Origin of the sequence: Streptomyces sp. 7N604 (assembly GCF_052245475.1) — a bacterium.
Classification (GTDB): Bacteria; Actinomycetota; Actinomycetes; order Streptomycetales; family Streptomycetaceae; genus Streptomyces.
The window spans coordinates 77,193-92,592 of record NZ_JBQQBX010000028.1; the positions used below are offsets into that span (position 1 = coordinate 77,193).

Consider the following 15,400-nt stretch of genomic DNA (forward strand, 5'->3'; position numbering starts at 1 on the left):
GGGAGACGCGCCCTCAAGAGGGCCCCCGGCCGCCGTTCGGAGCTCGTAAGCCTAACCGCCCGGCGTCCACGGATCCGGCGGTTTTTACGCGGGGACGGTCAGCTCCGTGCCTTCTGGAAGCGTGCCCCGGGCCGCTGCCTCCCGCAAATGGACGAGCAGGACGCGCCGCAGCTCGCGGGCGGCGCGCGGCGGGGCCACGTCCGTGCGGTGGGCGAGCGCGATCGTGCGCTGCAGGCCCGGTGGCGCGAAAGGGGTGCTGCGCAGTCCGGGGCCGGCCAATCCGGCGACCGTGCTCGGCAGCACGGCGAGGCCGAGCCCGGCCCGTACGAAGCCCAGTACGGCGTCCATCTCGCCGCCCTCCACGGTGAAGGACGGCTCGAAGCCGGCCGCCCGGCACGCGGCCACGGTCAGATCCCGCAGGTCGTAGCCGTGCCGGAACATCACCATCGGCTGGTCGCGCAGATCGGCCGTCCGCACGGGAGCGCCGTCGCCCGGTGGCGGGACCGCCGTGGAGGAGACCACGACCAGGTCCTCGCGCAGCAGCTCCGTCGTGGTCAGGGCGGGGGAGGGGCTGGGCAGCGGCAGCACCACCAGGGCCAGGTCGAGCCCGCCGCGGGCCAGGTCGCGTACGAGATCGTGCGAGCCGCTCTCCTCCAGCAGCAGCCGGATCCCCGGGTGCAGGTCGTGAAAGGCGCGCAGCATGTCGGGCAGGAGGCCGGTGCACAGGCTCGGGGTCGCGCCCAGGCGCACCCGGCCGCTCCGCAGCTGGACCAGCTCCTGCACTTCGTAGCGGGCGGTCTCGGCGTCGGCCAGGATTCTGCGAGCGAGGGGCAGCAGCGCCTCACCCGCGTCGGTGAGCGTGATATTGCCCCGGGCGCGGCTGAACAGCTCCGCTCCCAGCTCCCGCTCCAGCGCTCTGATCTGCTGTGACAGCGACGGCTGGGCGACGTGCACCCGCTCGGCGGCGCGGGTGAAGTGCCGGGTCTCGGCCACGGTGACGAAGTAGAGAAGCTGCTGGAACTGCACGCGGCCGAGCATAGGCGATGGATAGGCAATCCCTATCGAATCGAGCCGAACCATGTCTTGGACCTGTCGACGGGGAGGCGCCTACCTTCGAGAGCCATGGCACTCGCGACCCGGACGGCCCGGCCGTCCATCCTCCGCCTGCTGTGGCAGTCGACCGTCGGGAAGAAGGCGGTCATGGCCACCACGGGCGTGGTCATGCTGCTCTACCTGGTCGTCCACATGCTCGGCAACCTCAAGATCTTCTTCGGGGCCGAGGAGTTCAACGGCTACTCGGCCTGGCTGCGCACCATCGGCGCGCCCGCCCTCCACCAGAGCTGGTTCCTCTGGATCGTCAGGTCCGTACTCGCGGCGTCCGTCGTGCTGCACGGTGTGGCCGCGTACCAGCTCAGCCGCCGCGACATCGCCGCCCGCCCGAGGAGCTACGCGCACAAGCGGCGGCGTGCGAGCTACGCGACCCGGACCATGCGCTGGGGCGGTGTCATCCTCGGCCTGTTCGTCGTCTGGCACATCCTGGACCTGACGACCCTGACCGTGAACCCGCGGGCCGAGGCCCACCACCCGTACGAGAACCTCGTCGCGTCCTTCTCGACCTGGTACGGCGGCGGGATCTACATCGTGGCGATGCTCGCGCTGTGCCTGCACATCCACCACGGCTTCTGGAGCGCCGCGCAGACCCTCGGCGCGAACAGCGCGCGCCGCGACCGCGTCCTGAAGGCGGCGGCCGCTGCGCTGGCCCTGATCCTGACCATCGGTTTCCTGAGCGTGCCGGTCGCGGTGATGACCGGGTTGGTGAGCTGACATGACGTCATACTCCTCGTACACCACCGGCGATCCGATCGCCGACACCAAGGCCCCGGGCGGACCCATCGAACAGCGCTGGGACCAGCGCCGGTTCGAAGCGAGCCTGGTCAATCCGGCCAACCGCCGCAAGTACACCGTCATCGTCGTCGGAACCGGCCTGGCGGGCGGTGCCGCCGGTGCCACGCTCGCCGAACAGGGCTACCGCGTCGTGCAGTTCTGCTACCAGGACTCGCCGCGCCGCGCCCACTCCATCGCCGCGCAGGGCGGCATCAACGCCGCCAAGAACTACCGCAATGACGGCGACTCGGTCCGGCGGCTCTTCTACGACACCGTCAAGGGCGGTGACTTCCGCGCCCGCGAGTCCAATGTGCACCGCCTCGCCCAGGTCTCGGTGGAGATCATCGACCAGTGCGTGGCCCAGGGCGTGCCCTTCGCCCGCGAGTACGGCGGCCTGCTCGACACCCGCTCCTTCGGCGGCGTCCAGGTCTCCCGCACCTTCTACGCCCGCGGGCAGACCGGGCAGCAGCTGCTGCTCGGCGCGTACCAGGCGCTGTCCCGGCAGATCGCCGCGGGCAACGTCGAGATGCACCCGCGCACCGAGATGCTCGACCTGATCGTCATCGACGGGCGGGCGCGCGGCATCGTCGCCCGCGACCTGATCACGGGCGAGGTCTCGACGTATGTCGCCGACGCCGTCGTGCTCGCGACCGGCGGTTACGGCAACGTCTTCCATCTGTCGACCAACGCCAAGAACTCCAACGCGACGGCGATCTGGCGGGCGCACCGGCGCGGCGCGTACTTCGCCAACCCCTGCTTCACCCAGATCCACCCCACCTGCATCCCGCGCTCCGGCGACCACCAGTCCAAGCTGACGCTGATGAGCGAGTCGCTGCGCAACGACGGCCGCATCTGGGTGCCGAAGGCCCGTGGCGACCGGCGCCCGCCGAACGAGATCCCCGAGGACGAGCGCGACTACTACCTGGAGCGCGTCTACCCGTCCTTCGGCAACCTCGTGCCCCGCGACATTGCCTCCCGCGCGGCGAAGAAGGTCTGCGACGAGGGGCGTGGCGTCGGGCCCGGGGGCCAGGGCGTCTACCTCGACTTCGCCGACGCCATCGCCCGTATGGGCAGGAAGGCGGTCGAGGAGAAGTACGGCAACCTCTTCGAGATGTACGAGCGGATCACCGCGGAGGACCCGTACCAGGTGCCGATGCGCATCTACCCCGCGATCCACTACACCATGGGCGGTCTGTGGGTGGACTACGACCTGCAGACCACCATCCCCGGCCTGTTCGCGATCGGGGAGGCCAACTTCTCCGACCACGGCGCCAACCGGCTGGGTGCCAGCGCGCTCATGCAGGGCCTGGCCGACGGCTACTTCGTGCTGCCGCCGGTGCTCAACGACTACCTGGCGCGGCACGCGACGCACGAGCCGGTGCCGCGGGACCATCCGGCCGCCGCCGAGGCGGTCGCCGAGACCGAGGACCGGCTTCATCTCCTGCTGTCGGTGAACGGCGACCGTACGCCCGAGTCGTTCCACCGCGAGCTCGGCGAACTGCTCTGGGACGAATGCGGCATGGCCCGTACGGAGACGGGCCTGCGGAAGGCGCTCGACCGCATCCCCGCGCTGCGCGAGGAGTTCTGGCGCTGCGTCAGGGTGCCCGGCACCGGTGAGCAGCTCAACCAGTCGCTGGAGAAGGCGAACCGCGTCGCCGACTACCTGGAGCTGGCCGAGCTGATGTGCCTCGACGCCCTGCACCGCACCGAGTCCTGCGGCGGGCACTTCCGCGAGGAGAGCCGGACCGCGGGCGGTGAGGCGGCGCGCGAAGACGAGGCGTTCTCGTACGCCGCGGCCTGGGAGTTCACCGGCACGGGCGTGGCCCCCGTGCTGCACAAGGAAGACCTGGTCTTCGAGTACGTCCACCCCACCCAGCGGAGCTACGCATGAGGCTCACCCTGCGCATCTGGCGCCAGTCCGGCCCGGACGATCCGGGTGCCATGACCCCGTACGAGGTCGAGGGCATCTCCCCGGACATGTCCTTCCTCGAGATGCTCGACACGCTGAACGAGGAGCTGATCCTGCGCGGCGAGGAGCCCGTGGCCTTCGACCACGACTGCCGCGAGGGCATCTGCGGCGCCTGCGGCATGGTCATCAACGGCCGCGCCCACGGGCCTGAGCGGACCACCACCTGCCAGCTGCACATGCGGCACTTCGCCGACGGCGACACGATCGACATCGAGCCGTGGCGGGCGGCCGCGTTCCCTGTCGTGAAGGACCTTGTCGTCGACCGGTCCGCCTTCGACCGGGTCATCGGCTCCGGCGGCTACATCACCGCGCCGACGGGCAGCGCGCCCGAGGCCCACGCCACGGCGGTACCGAAGGACGACGCGGACACGGCTTTCGAGCACGCCGAGTGCATCGGGTGCGGGGCGTGCGTCGCAGCCTGCCCCAACGGCTCGGCGATGCTGTTCACCTCGGCGAAGGTGGTGCATCTGAACTCCCTGCCGCAGGGCGGACCCGAGCGGGAGAGCCGGGTGCTGGAGATGGTCGCGACGATGGACGCCGAGGGCTTCGGCGGCTGCACGAACACGGGCGAGTGCGCCACCGCGTGCCCGAAGGGCATCCCGCTGCCGAGCATCGCGGCCATGAACCGGGAATGGCTCCGCGCGGTCCGCACGTCCGGGCGCTGACCATCGCGCGTCCGCGGCGCGACGGCATCTCACCGCCAGGGGGCGAACAGGCTGGCCCTAGGTGTTCGTCCCCTGGGTCCCCGGGGTGCTCGTCCCCAGCACCCCGGTCACCCGCGCCAGCCGGTGGTACGACTCCAGCTGCAGCTCGCGGTCGTACGTGCTCGTGGTCACCAGCACCTCGTCGGCCGCCGTGCGCGCGATGAGCTTCTCCAGGGCCTCGGACACCTGCGGCTCGGTGCCGGAGATGTGCCCGCGCTGGGACTCCTCGAAGAGCGAACGCTCGCGCTCGGTCATCTCGAGGGGAGCGATCTCCTCGGGAGGCATCAGCGGCGGGAACTCGCCGTGGGTGCGGGACCAGGCGGCCGACCAGGCCTCAGGCAGCAGCAGCCGCCGGGCCTCCTCGGTGCTCCCGGCCACCGCGACCGTGCCCGAGACGACGACGTACGGCTCCTGCCCCCATTCCGTGGGCCGGAACAGCTCGCGATAGCGGTCGATCGCGCGCAGCATCCGCTCCTCGCCGCGTGCCGCCGCGATCACGAGCGGCAGCCCGAACGCGGCTGCGTGCTCCGCCCCCGCCCCCGTGGCCAGCACGAACGCGGGAATGCGGAGACCTTCCGCCGGCCGTGCGTGCACCCGCGGCCCGGTGGTCCGCTCGTCGGTGAAGTAGCCGAGCAGCTCCTCGAGCTGCGCCCCGAAGTCCTCGGCGGCGTCCTGCTCCCGGCCGAGCGCTCGCCGTATCCCGTCGGTGAATCCGACGGAACGGCCCAGGCCCATGTCGATGCGGCCGGGGAAGAGGGACTCGAGCACCCCGAACTGCTCGGCGACGACGAGGGGCTGGTGGTTGGGCAGCATGACGCCGCCCGTGCCGACGCGGATACGGGAGGTCGCGGCGGCGATGGCCGCGGCGAGCACGGTCGGTGCGGAACCGGCCACTCCGGGGACGCCGTGGTGCTCCGACACCCAGAACCGGTGGTAGCCCAGGGCCTCGGCCTGCTGCGCGAACCGCACGGTTTCGCGCAGCGCCTCCGGAGGCTCCTCGCCCTGCCGGGTGCGGGAGCGGTCCAGGACGGAGAATCGGGTCGTCGACAATTCGGTGCTCACGCCTGGAGACAACGCCCTGCCGTCAGGAAGATTCCCGCCTGCCCGCCTGCCCGCCCGCCCGCACGTCCATCCGTCCGGCGCGGCGCGGCCCGGCCCGGCCCGGACGGGCGGCGGGCGGTGGGGGCGGGCCGTGCGCCCGGGCATCGCCCGGCGCCATGCGCTCAGGCGATCGCCGCGTCCTTGTCCGTCTCCCCGTCCTCCAGGCTCAGGCCCTCGAGGCTCGGCCACCGCTCGTACCACCGCTGGTCCGATTCCAGCTGCGCGGCCAGGGAGATCAGCAGCGGCTCGCTGTTCGCGGGGCCCAGCAGCTGTGCGCCGAGCGGGAGGCCGCCGTCCGCGAAGCCCGCGGGCACGCTGATGCCCGGCCAGCCGAGGACGTTCCACGGCCAGGCGTACGGGCAGGCGGCGATCATCGCCCGGTCGGTGCGCCAGCCGGACAGCGCGATCATCGCGCCGATCCGTGGTGGAGGGGTGGCCGTGGTCGGGGTGAGGACGACGTCGACGCGGCGGAAGATCTCGCCCACGCGCGCGTGGAGCCGCGCCTCGGCGGACCGGGCGAGGCGGAGCGGGCCGCCGCACAGCAGCCGTCCGAGCCGCGCGGCGCTCCTGGTCCGCGGGTCCAGCAGTGTCCGGTCCGGCACACGGGCGCACCAGTCGCGGACCCCGGCCGTCGCGCGCGGCACGAAGGTCAGGCCCACCGGACCGTACTTCGGGTCCGCCTCCACCACCTCGTGGCCGAGGGCGGCCAGCCGCTCGGCGACCCCGGTGACGGCCGAGCGGACCGCCGGGTGGAGCGACTTCGGTGTGCCCGTGAAGGCGGGGCGCAGCGACAGCGCGATACGCAGTCTGCCCGGCTCGCGGGCGGCGGCGGGGAGCATCGCTTGCGGCGGCGGCCTGTGCAGGTCGCCGGGGTGGCTGCCGCTCGCCGCGTCGAGCAGCAGCGCGGCATCCGCGACCGTACGGGCCAGGGGGCCGATCCCCGTGATCCCGTTGAACGCCTCCTCGTCGGGCCACGTCGAGATCCGGCCGCGCTGCGGCTTGATGCCGACCAGGTGCGTCCATGCGGCGGGAATCCGGACGGAGCCCGCGCCGTCGGAACCCAGCGCGGCGGGCACGAGCCCGGCGGCCACGGCGGCCGCGGCTCCGCCCGAGGAGCCGCCGGGCGTGTGGTCCGTGTTCCACGGGTTACGGGTGTCGCCGAAGGCCTGTCCCTCGGTGAAAGGCCACTGGCCGAGCTCGGGTGTGTTGGTCTTCCCGACGACGACGGCCCCGGCGTTGCGGAGGCGCCGTACGGCCTCGCAGTCCGCTTCCTTGACCGGGAACTCGCCGGGGCACCCGAACGCCGTCGGCTCGCCCGCCACGTCCATGTCGTCCTTGACCGCGACGGGTACGCCGAGCAGCGGTGCTCGCTCGCCCGCGGCCAACTTCCGGTCCGCTGCGTCGGCTTCCGCGAGCGCGGCCTCGGCGCGGATCCTGCGGAAGGGGTTGAGCAGGGGCTGAGCGGCCTCGATGGCAGCGAGGGACCGCTCGACCAGCGCGCGTGAGGACACCTCGCCCTCGGCGAGCGCGCGGGCTTGCTCCGCCAGGCCTTGCGACAGTGCAGGGGACACGGACCGCACCTCGTCTTCCGAGCCGCTGTTTCGATACGAACAGTAGCGCTGGAGATGCCGTTCACGCGGCAGGCCAGGCTGCGTTGGCGTCGTCCACCGGTATGGACTCCCCGTCCGGCAGCTCCGGGTGGTGCGGGCAGCGCGGTGGCGGCGGGCGGCCTCCGGCGCGGAGTCAGCCGTCCGACCGGTCCGCGGACCGCCGGTCCCGCCGTCGTGCGTCGAACCGGTCCCGCGGGGCCAGGTGCTCTCCTCGGTCAAAGATCGCTCGATCCGGTCGATTACCCGGCCAGCACGCGAGTGCGGCACTCCGACGGCGTTCCCCAGGCGGCGCGCAGGGCGCGTGCCTTGCGGATCCAGAGCGAGAGGTCGTAGTCCGCGGTGTATCCGATCGCGCCGTGCAGCTGGAGCGCGGTCCTGGCGGCGGCGTACGCGGCCTCGCCCGCGGCCGCCTTCGCCGCGGCGACCTCCGCGCCCACACCGCCCGCGCCCACACCGCCCCGGCCCACACCGCCCGTGCCTTCTCCACCCGCGCTCGCGGCCAGCGCCACCGCCGCTCCGTACAGCAGCGGCCGAGCGAACTCCAGCCCCATCAGCGCGTCGGCCAGCTGGTGCTTGACCGCCTGGAATGACCCGATGGCGGTGCCGAACTGTGTGCGCTGCTTCGCGTACGCCACCGTCCGCTCGACCAGCGCACGCCCGGTGCCCAGCGCCTGCGCCGCCGTGGCGAAGGCGGCCCACTCGGCGGCCCGCGCGGCCGCCTCCCGCACCGCGGGCCCGGTCGCCAGCAATGCGCCGCCGTCCCGCAGCCGGGCCAGTCGCCGCACCGGATCGAACGACGGCTGGACGGAGCCGTGTCCGGCCGACAGCCGCAACTCCTCGCCGGTCGCGGCGAATGCGGCGTCGGCGCTGTCGGCGTCCAGTGCGTACGGCCCGCTCCCGAAGCCTCCGAAGTCATCGAAGCCACTAGGGCACCCGGACCCGCCCGATCCCCCGGACCCGCCCGATCCCCCGGACCCGCCCGAGCTCCCAGCCCCGCCCGAGCCCTCTGACCCGCCCGGCACGGACAGCGTCGCCACCGCGTCTCCCGAGGCGATCCGCGGCAGCCAGTCCTTCGCGACCCCCACCGCGTCTGCCGGCCCCGCCGCACCGCCTGCCGCCCCGCCCGCCTCCGCCAGCCGCCCCAGGAGCACAGCCGCAGCCACCGTCTCGACCGCCGGACCCGGCACTGCATGCCGCCCCAACTGCACGAAGGCGACCGCCAGTTCCACCGGCAGCGGACCCACCCCGTCGTACGCCTGGGGCACGGCCAGCGCGAAGACCCCGGCCTCCGCGAGCCTCCGCCACAACGCCCGCCCCGCCGCAGGATCCCCTGTCGCCCACGCCCGCGCCGCGCCCGGCGCGTCCGCCGCGCCCAGCATCCGGTCCAGCGCGCGGTCGAAGTCGCGCTGGCCCTCGTCAAGAAGGAACCTCACGAGCTCACAACCTCACAAAGCTCACAGACCTCATGAACCACGACCTCACCGTCGCCCCTTCGGCAGGCCGAGCAGCCGCTCGGCGATGATGTCGCGCTGGATCTCGTTCGTGCCCGCGTAGATCGGCCCGGCGAGCGAAAAGACGTAGCCCTCGGCCCAACTGCCCTGCGCGGGCGCCTCCTCCGCCTCGCCCGCCAGCTCGCCGTACGCCCCGAGCAGGTCGAGGGCGGTCTCGTGCAGGGCGACGTCCAGCTCGGACCAGAAGACCTTGTTCAGGCTCGACTCGGCGCCGATCAACCCTCCGGAGGCGATGCGTGAGGCGCCCGCGTACGCGAAGAGCTGGTACGCGCGGGCGGCGATCACCGCCTCCGCGACGCGGTCGCGCAGCGCCGTGTCCGCCGGATCCGCGCGCTCCCGCCACAGCCCGACGAGCCGTTCCGCGGCCGCCGTGAACCGGCCGGGGCTGCGCAGGGTCAGCCCGCGCTCGTTCCCCGCCGTGCTCATGGCGACGCGCCACCCCTGCCCAGGCTCGCCGATGACGTCCGCGTCGGGCACGAAGACGCCGTCGAAGAACAGCTCGGCGAAGGCGGGCTTACCGTCCAGGCGGCCGATGGGACGCACCGTCACACCCGGCGCGTCCAGCGGGAACATCAGATACGTCAGCCCGCGGTGCGGCCGGTCCGCGTCGGAATCGCTGCCGAACAGCCCGAAGGCCCGGTCCGCGAAGGCCGCGCGCGACGACCAGGTCTTCTGGCCGCTCAAGCGCCAGCCGCCGTCCGTCCGCACCGCCTTGGAGCGGAGCGAGGCGAGGTCGGAGCCCGCCTCCGGCTCCGACCAGGCCTGCGCCCAGATCACCTCGCCGCTCGCCATCGGCGGCAGGATGCGGGCGCGCTGCTCCTCGGTGCCGTGCTCCAAGAGGGTGGGCGCGAGCAGGCTGATGCCGTTCTGGCCGACCCGGCCCGGCGCTCCCGCCGCGTAGTACTCCTCCTCGAAGATCAGCCACTCGACGAGCGAGGCGCTCCGGCCGCCGTACCGCTCGGGCCAGGAGACCACCGACCAGCGGTCCGCGAAGAGCGTGCGCTCCCATGCCCGGTGCGCGGCGAACCCCTCCCCGGTCTCCAGGGAGGGCAGAGGGTCGTCCGGCACATGCTCGGCGAGCCAGGCGCGGGCCTCTTCCCGGAAGGCCCGCTCCGCGGCGGAGAAGTCGAGATCCATCGGGCCCCTCACCACGCTTCCCTAACAAGTGTTTGGTAGGTTAGCGTGCTGTCGTGACCGACAACAAGGCACAGGCGCGGTACGTCCCGGGACACGGGCTGCTCACCGGCCGTGCGGCGGTGATCACCGCGGCCGCGGGCGCGGGAATCGGCGGGGCGACAGCCCGCCGCTTCCTGGAGGAGGGCGCCCGCATCGTCATCGGCGACGCCCACGCGCGCCGCGTCAAGGAGACGGCCGAGGCGCTGGCCGAGGAGTTCGGAGCCGGCCGCGTCGCCGGGCTGCCCTGCGACGTGACCGACGAGCAGCAGGTCGGAGCCCTGTTCGAGCTCGCCGAGGAGCGCCACGGCCGCCTCGATGTCGTGGTCAACAACGCCGGTCTCGGCGGCACGGCGGATCTCACCGAGATGACCGACGAGCAGTGGCACAAGGTCCTCGACGTCACGCTGAACGGCACCTTCCGCTGCACCCGGGCCGCCCTGCGCCGCATGCGGGCCGCCGATTCCGGTGGCGTCGTCGTCAACAACGCCTCCGTCGTCGGCTGGCGCGCCCAGCGCGGCCAGGCCCACTACGCCGCCGCCAAGGCCGGAGTCATGGCCCTGACCCGGTGCGCCGCCGCCGAGGCCGCGGCCTACGGGGTACGGGTCAACGCCGTGTCCCCGAGCCTCGCCATGCACCCGCACCTGGCGAAGGTGACCACCCCGGAGCTGCTGGAGGAGCTCACCGGGCGCGAGGCGTTCGGCCGCTGGGCCGAGCCCTGGGAGGTCGCCAACGTCATCGTCTTCCTCGCCAGCGACTACGCGTCCTACATGACCGGCGAGACCGTGTCCGTCAGCAGCCAGCATGCGTAACGACAATGGCCTTGTGAGCCACGTGCCGAAGAACAGCAAGAAGACCGCCGAGGGCGCCCCGCCGCCCGATCGGCGCAGGGAACTCCTGGCCACCGCGGCCGAGGTGTTCGCAGCCCAGGGCTACAACGCGACCACCGTCCGCAAGATCGCGGACCAGGCGGGGATGCTCGCGGGCAGCCTCTACTACCACTTCGATTCGAAGGAGTCGATCCTCGAGGAGATCCTCTCCACCTTCCTGGACGAGCTCTGGGCCGGGTACGACGCCGTACTCGCCGCGGACCTCGGCCCCCGGGAGACCCTTGAGGCCCTCGTCACCGAGTCCTTCCGGGAGATCGACCGCCACCGCGCCGCAGTCGCGATCTACCAGAAGGAGTCCAGGCACCTGTCCGCCCAGCCCCGCTTCCACTATCTCGCCGAGTCCCAGCGGAAGTTCGAGAAGGCGTGGCTCGGCACCCTGGAGCGCGGAGTCGCCACCAAGGCGTTCCGCGCCGACCTGGACGTCCGGCTCACCTACCGCTTCGTGCGCGACACCGTCTGGGTCGCCGTCTCCTGGTACCGGCCGGACGGGCAGCACAGCCCCGAGGAGATCGCCCGCCAGTACCTGTCGATGGTGCTGGACGGCATCGCCGTACGGGAATGACACCTTCATCAGACGACCGGCGGAGGAGCAGCAGCCATGGCCGAGGCATACATCGTCGAAGCGGTACGGACTCCGGTCGGCCGCCGGAAGGGCGGGCTCGCCGCCGTCCACCCGGCCGACCTGGGCGCCCACGTGCTCAGGTCACTGATGGAGCGGTCCGGCGCCGACCCGGCCGCCGTCGAGGACGTCGTGTTCGGCTGCCTGGACACGGTCGGGCCGCAGGCCGGCGACATCGCGCGCACCTGCTGGCTGGCCGCCGGGCTCCCCGAGGAGGTGCCGGGCGTGACGGTCGACCGGCAGTGCGGCTCCTCGCAGCAGGCCGTGCACTTCGCCGCCCAGGGAGTCCTGTCGGGCACCCAGGACCTGGTGGTCGCGGGCGGGGTGCAGAACATGTCGCAGGTGCCCATCGCCTTCGCCTCGCGCCAGGCCGCCGAGCCGCTGGGCCTGACCGAGGGTCCCTTCGCCGGGTCCGAGGGCTGGCGGGCCCGCTACGGCGACCGTCCGGTCAACCAGTTCTACGGCGCCGAGCTGATCGCCGAGAAGTGGGGCGTCTCGCGCCGGGACATGGAGAAGTACGCGCTGCGCTCCCACCAGCGGGCGGTGCGGGCCATCGACGAGGGCCGGTTCGACCGCGAGCTCGTGCCGTACGCGGGCGTGACGGCGGACGAGGGCCCGCGTCGCGACACGTCGCTCGAGAAGATGGCAGGGCTGAAGCCGGTCGTCGAGGGCGGGCGGCTGACGGCGGCGGTCTCCTCGCAGGTCTCGGACGGTGCGGCAGCGGTGCTGATCGCGAGCGAGCGGGCCGTACGGGAGCACGGCCTCACCCCCCGGGCCCGCTTCCACCACCTCTCCGTACGCGGCGAGGACCCGATCCGGATGCTCACGGCGCCGATCCCGGCCACGGCGTTCGCTTTCAAGAAGACCGGTCTTACGCTGGACGACATCGACCTGGTGGAGATCAACGAGGCCTTCGCCTCCGTGGTGCTGGCCTGGCTGAAGGAGACCGGCGCCGACCCGGACCGGGTCAACGTCAACGGCGGCGCCATCGCCCTCGGCCACCCGCTGGGCGCCACCGGCGCCAAGCTGATGACCACGCTGCTGCACGAACTGGAGCGCACCGGCGGCCGTTACGGCCTGCAGACGATGTGCGAAGGCGGTGGCCAGGCGAACGTGACGATCATCGAGCGGCTCTGATCGGGCGGTGGTCAGGCGGACGTGACGATCATCGAGGAGCTCCGAGGCCGGCGAGCTCGCCGAGCCTCTCGCACGCCTCGGCCATCACGCGGTCCACCAGCTCCGCGCAGGACGGCAGGTCGCCGATCAGCCCGGCGACCTGTCCCGCGGCCATCACCCCGAGGTCCGTACGGCCGTCCACCATCGAGGCCTTGAGCAGCATCGGGGTATTGGCCGCGAGCAGCACCTGGCTCCAGGTGAGGTTCTTGCCGCGTCGGAGGGCCAGGCCGTCACGGACCATACGGGCCCAGCTCAGCCCGGAGACCTTCCTGAACGCGGATGCGTGCCGCAGGGCTCGGAGAAGGGCAGCCGAACGGCCGGACGTCTCGAGGGAGTCGACCAGGTCGCTGCGCAGCATCCGGTGGGGGAGGCCGTCGACCTTGGTGGTGACGGTCACGTCCTTGACGGTGGCGGCGAGGTAGGCGGCTTTGACGGCGTCCGGGACGGTGCTGTCGGAGGTCAGCAGGAAGCGGGTGCCCATGGCCACGCCCGCGGCACCGTAGGCGAGCGCGGCGACCAGACCGCGGCCGTCGAAGAAGCCGCCCGCCGCGACGACCGGGATGTCCACGGCGTCGACCACCTGCGGGAGCAGGACGCTCGTGGCCACCTCGCCGGTGTGGCCGCCGCCCTCGCCGCCCTGCACCAGCACCGCGTCCGCACCCCAGGAGGCCACCTTCTCGGCGTGGCGGCGGGCGCCGACGGAGGGGATCACGACCACGCCCGCGTCCTTGAGGCGGGCTATCAGCTCGCGGGAGGGCGCGAGGGCGAACGAAGCGACCCGTACGCCCTCCTCGGTGATGACGCGGACGCGGTCGGCGGCGTCGCCCGCGTCCGCCCGCAGATTGACGCCGAACGGAGCGTCCGTACGGGATTTGACCTCGCGGACCGCCGACCGGAGCCCGTCCAGCGTCATGGTGGCCGAGGCGAGGATGCCCAGGGCACCCGCGTTCGCGGTCGCCGACACCAGCCGGGGACCCGCCACCCATCCCATGCCGGTCTGCACGATGGGGTGCCTGACCCCGGCCAGCTCGGTGAACGCCGTCTCCAGGGTGCGGTCCGCGGTGTGGTGCGCGGTGTGGTCCATGGTGCGGTCGGCGGTGCGGTCCGTGGTCCGGCCGGTCACGCCCGCACCTCGCGGTCGCGCCACCCCTGGGGGTCAATGACCTCGCGGATCAGCCGCAGCTCCTCGCCCGTGGGCTCCCGCGTCTCCGGCACGCCACCGTCCGGCGCCGCGAGTGGAAAGCCCGTCGCCTCGCGGACCTGATCCACCGTCACGCCGGGGTGTACGGACCGGAGGCGCATGCCGCGGTCCGGCGTCCCGAAGTCGAGGACCGCGAGGTCGGTGACGACCCGCCGGATGTCGTGGAATCGGGTCGCGGACGGCCCGGCTGCGGCCGCGCGGTCGTAGCCGACCCCGCACACCATGTCGACCCGCGCGACGAAGACCCGGGGCGAGTGCCGCGGCACCCAGTAACTGGTCGGGTTGTTGAGGGTGTTGACGGGAGCGCCGCGCACGCCCAGCAGCTGCCGGGCCGGCCGTGACCAGTCGCCGATGCAGGAGATGTTCTGGTTGCCGTGGCGGTCGATCTGGCTCGCCCCCATCATCACGTGCCGCCTGCCGCCGGTGACCATCGCCAGATGCCGGCGGTAGGGCAGCCAGCCCTCGGTGACCTGGGACGTGCCGCCCATCGCGGGGACATCGCCCATGAGCATCGCCTCGCCGTCGGTGAGCAGCAGTTCGGGCGCGAAGGTGAGTCTGGCCAGCCGTGCGCCGATGGCGGGCACCGTGCCCATGGGGCTCGCCAGGATCTCACCGTCCCCGCGCCAGGCCTCGGCGCAGGCGACCACGCAGTACTCGGCCCTCGTTGCCGCAGCGGCCGTCGTCGTGCTGCCACTGTCGTGGGTCATCGCTGCTCCTCGTGCCATGCCGCGACGGCGGACTGGTAGGCGCTCTCGGTGCCGCCGGACAGAAAGCGGCCGGTGAACGCGGCCCAGGCGGTCGAGTCGGCGGCAGCCGTCGCGTACGCCTTCTGGAAGGGCTCGTCGCGGTCGTAGTCGGGGGCGCAGGAGGTGAAGTGCGCGCCGTTCGGAGCCTCGATCACGCCGGTGACCGCGTGGCGCTGGACGAGCAGGGTCTGAGGCCCGCCCGCCTTGGTGAGCTCGGCGCTGTCGACGACGCGTTCGCAGGAGACGTACGCGCTGTCCGCGGCCTCGCAGAAGAGGTCGTCGAAGTACGGGTCGGGACCCAGGTACTGGCCGTTGCCGTATGCGTCGGCCCGGCCCAGGTGGACGAGCGCGGCGTCCATCCGCAGAGCGGGCACGGCAACGAACTCCTCGCCGTCCTCGTACGGCGAAGTGACCGTCCGCAGCTCCGGGTTGACCCGCATCACGTCCGAGCCGAGGCCCGCCCGCACCGGCATGAAGGGCACCCGGTGCGCGGCCGCGGTCAGCCCCCACATGACCATCGCCTCGTCCAGCTCCGTCAGCTCGAAGGCGCCGCGCTGCCGGGCGGCGCGGAAGTGCGGTTCGAGGGGGATCGAGTCGAGGGTGGCGAAGGCCGCCACCAGCCTGCGGATCCGCCCCGCGGCGGCCAGCAGTCCGACGTCCGGGCCCCCGTAGGAGATCACGGTCAGGTCGGTGACGTCCGAGCGCAGCAGCGCCCGTACGAGGGCCATCGGTTTGCGCCGCGAGCCCCAGCCGCCGATGCCGATGGTCATGCCGCTCTCGAGGCGCCCCACGGCCTCCCCGGCGGTCATCCTCTTG

General features: G+C 72.7%; 14 protein-coding genes. 6 read left to right on the top strand and 8 right to left on the bottom strand.

The genetic code is table 11. From position 1 onward, the window contains the following. Positions 1–84 precede the first annotated feature (84 nt). Positions 85–1,026: a LysR family transcriptional regulator gene (locus ACTWP8_RS28290; protein ID WP_443324927.1), complete on the bottom strand. Its 942-nt coding sequence runs from the start codon at positions 1,024–1,026 to the stop codon at positions 85–87. A 96-nt stretch (positions 1,027–1,122) separates the two neighbouring features. Between ACTWP8_RS28290 and ACTWP8_RS28295 the strand changes: the two genes are divergently transcribed. Genes ACTWP8_RS28295 through ACTWP8_RS28305 form a run of 3 tightly spaced genes read left to right on the top strand, consistent with a single transcriptional unit; the run spans position 1,123 to position 4,518 of the window. Further along, positions 1,123–1,824 (top strand): succinate dehydrogenase cytochrome b subunit, encoded by a 702-nt coding sequence (locus ACTWP8_RS28295; RefSeq protein ID WP_443324928.1) that lies wholly within the window; start codon positions 1,123–1,125, stop codon positions 1,822–1,824. A 1-nt stretch (position 1,825) separates the two neighbouring features. Next, positions 1,826–3,775 carry a fumarate reductase/succinate dehydrogenase flavoprotein subunit gene (locus tag ACTWP8_RS28300; protein WP_443324929.1) on the top strand — a complete coding sequence of 650 codons (1,950 nt, stop codon included), beginning with the start codon at positions 1,826–1,828 and terminating at the stop codon, positions 3,773–3,775. After that, complete coding sequence (locus tag ACTWP8_RS28305) at positions 3,772–4,518, top strand: succinate dehydrogenase/fumarate reductase iron-sulfur subunit (protein ID WP_443324930.1); 747 nt, start codon at positions 3,772–3,774, stop codon at positions 4,516–4,518. Before ACTWP8_RS28300 ends, ACTWP8_RS28305 begins: the two co-directional genes overlap by 4 nt. Positions 4,519–4,575: 57 nt before the next feature. Here ACTWP8_RS28305 and ACTWP8_RS28310 read toward each other — a convergent pair whose 3' ends face one another. The 4 genes from ACTWP8_RS28310 to ACTWP8_RS28325 all read right to left on the bottom strand — a co-directional run bounded on the left by ACTWP8_RS28310 (position 4,576) and on the right by ACTWP8_RS28325 (position 9,916). After that, positions 4,576–5,619, bottom strand: coding sequence for an LLM class flavin-dependent oxidoreductase (locus tag ACTWP8_RS28310; RefSeq protein WP_443324931.1), 1,044 nt, complete (start codon positions 5,617–5,619; stop codon positions 4,576–4,578). A gap of 161 nt (positions 5,620–5,780) precedes the next feature. Further along, positions 5,781–7,229, bottom strand: a complete 1,449-nt coding sequence (locus tag ACTWP8_RS28315) for an amidase (RefSeq protein ID WP_443324932.1) — start codon at positions 7,227–7,229, stop codon at positions 5,781–5,783. Between the two features lie 278 nt (positions 7,230–7,507). Continuing rightward, positions 7,508–8,701, bottom strand: coding sequence for an acyl-CoA dehydrogenase family protein (locus ACTWP8_RS28320; protein WP_443324933.1), 1,194 nt, complete (start codon positions 8,699–8,701; stop codon positions 7,508–7,510). A 45-nt stretch (positions 8,702–8,746) separates the two neighbouring features. Continuing rightward, complete coding sequence (locus tag ACTWP8_RS28325; RefSeq protein WP_443324934.1) at positions 8,747–9,916, bottom strand: acyl-CoA dehydrogenase family protein; 1,170 nt, start codon at positions 9,914–9,916, stop codon at positions 8,747–8,749. A 53-nt stretch (positions 9,917–9,969) separates the two neighbouring features. Between ACTWP8_RS28325 and ACTWP8_RS28330 the strand changes: the two genes are divergently transcribed. The 3 genes from ACTWP8_RS28330 to ACTWP8_RS28340 are packed head-to-tail and all read left to right on the top strand — an operon-like array spanning position 9,970 to position 12,598. After that, entirely contained in the window at positions 9,970–10,764 is a 795-nt protein-coding gene (locus tag ACTWP8_RS28330) for an SDR family oxidoreductase (protein ID WP_443324935.1), read from the top strand. Between the two features lie 22 nt (positions 10,765–10,786). Then, entirely contained in the window at positions 10,787–11,404 is a 618-nt protein-coding gene (locus ACTWP8_RS28335; protein WP_443324966.1) for a TetR/AcrR family transcriptional regulator, read from the top strand. A 36-nt stretch (positions 11,405–11,440) separates the two neighbouring features. Further along, complete coding sequence (locus ACTWP8_RS28340; protein ID WP_443324936.1) at positions 11,441–12,598, top strand: acetyl-CoA C-acetyltransferase; 1,158 nt, start codon at positions 11,441–11,443, stop codon at positions 12,596–12,598. Between the two features lie 28 nt (positions 12,599–12,626). Here the strand turns inward: ACTWP8_RS28340 and ACTWP8_RS28345 are convergent, their stop codons facing one another. The 3 genes from ACTWP8_RS28345 to ACTWP8_RS28355 are packed head-to-tail and all read right to left on the bottom strand — an operon-like array spanning position 12,627 to position 15,393. Continuing rightward, positions 12,627–13,721 carry an NAD(P)H-dependent flavin oxidoreductase gene (locus ACTWP8_RS28345; RefSeq protein ID WP_443324967.1) on the bottom strand — a complete coding sequence of 365 codons (1,095 nt, stop codon included), beginning with the start codon at positions 13,719–13,721 and terminating at the stop codon, positions 12,627–12,629. A 35-nt stretch (positions 13,722–13,756) separates the two neighbouring features. Further along, positions 13,757–14,545 carry a CoA-transferase subunit beta gene (locus ACTWP8_RS28350; protein ID WP_443324937.1) on the bottom strand — a complete coding sequence of 263 codons (789 nt, stop codon included), beginning with the start codon at positions 14,543–14,545 and terminating at the stop codon, positions 13,757–13,759. Beyond that, the gene (locus ACTWP8_RS28355; protein ID WP_443324938.1) at positions 14,542–15,393 is read right to left on the bottom strand and encodes a CoA transferase subunit A; all 852 of its coding nucleotides are present in this window, start codon (positions 15,391–15,393) and stop codon (positions 14,542–14,544) included. Before ACTWP8_RS28355 ends, ACTWP8_RS28350 begins: the two co-directional genes overlap by 4 nt. Positions 15,394–15,400: the final 7 nt, after the last annotated feature.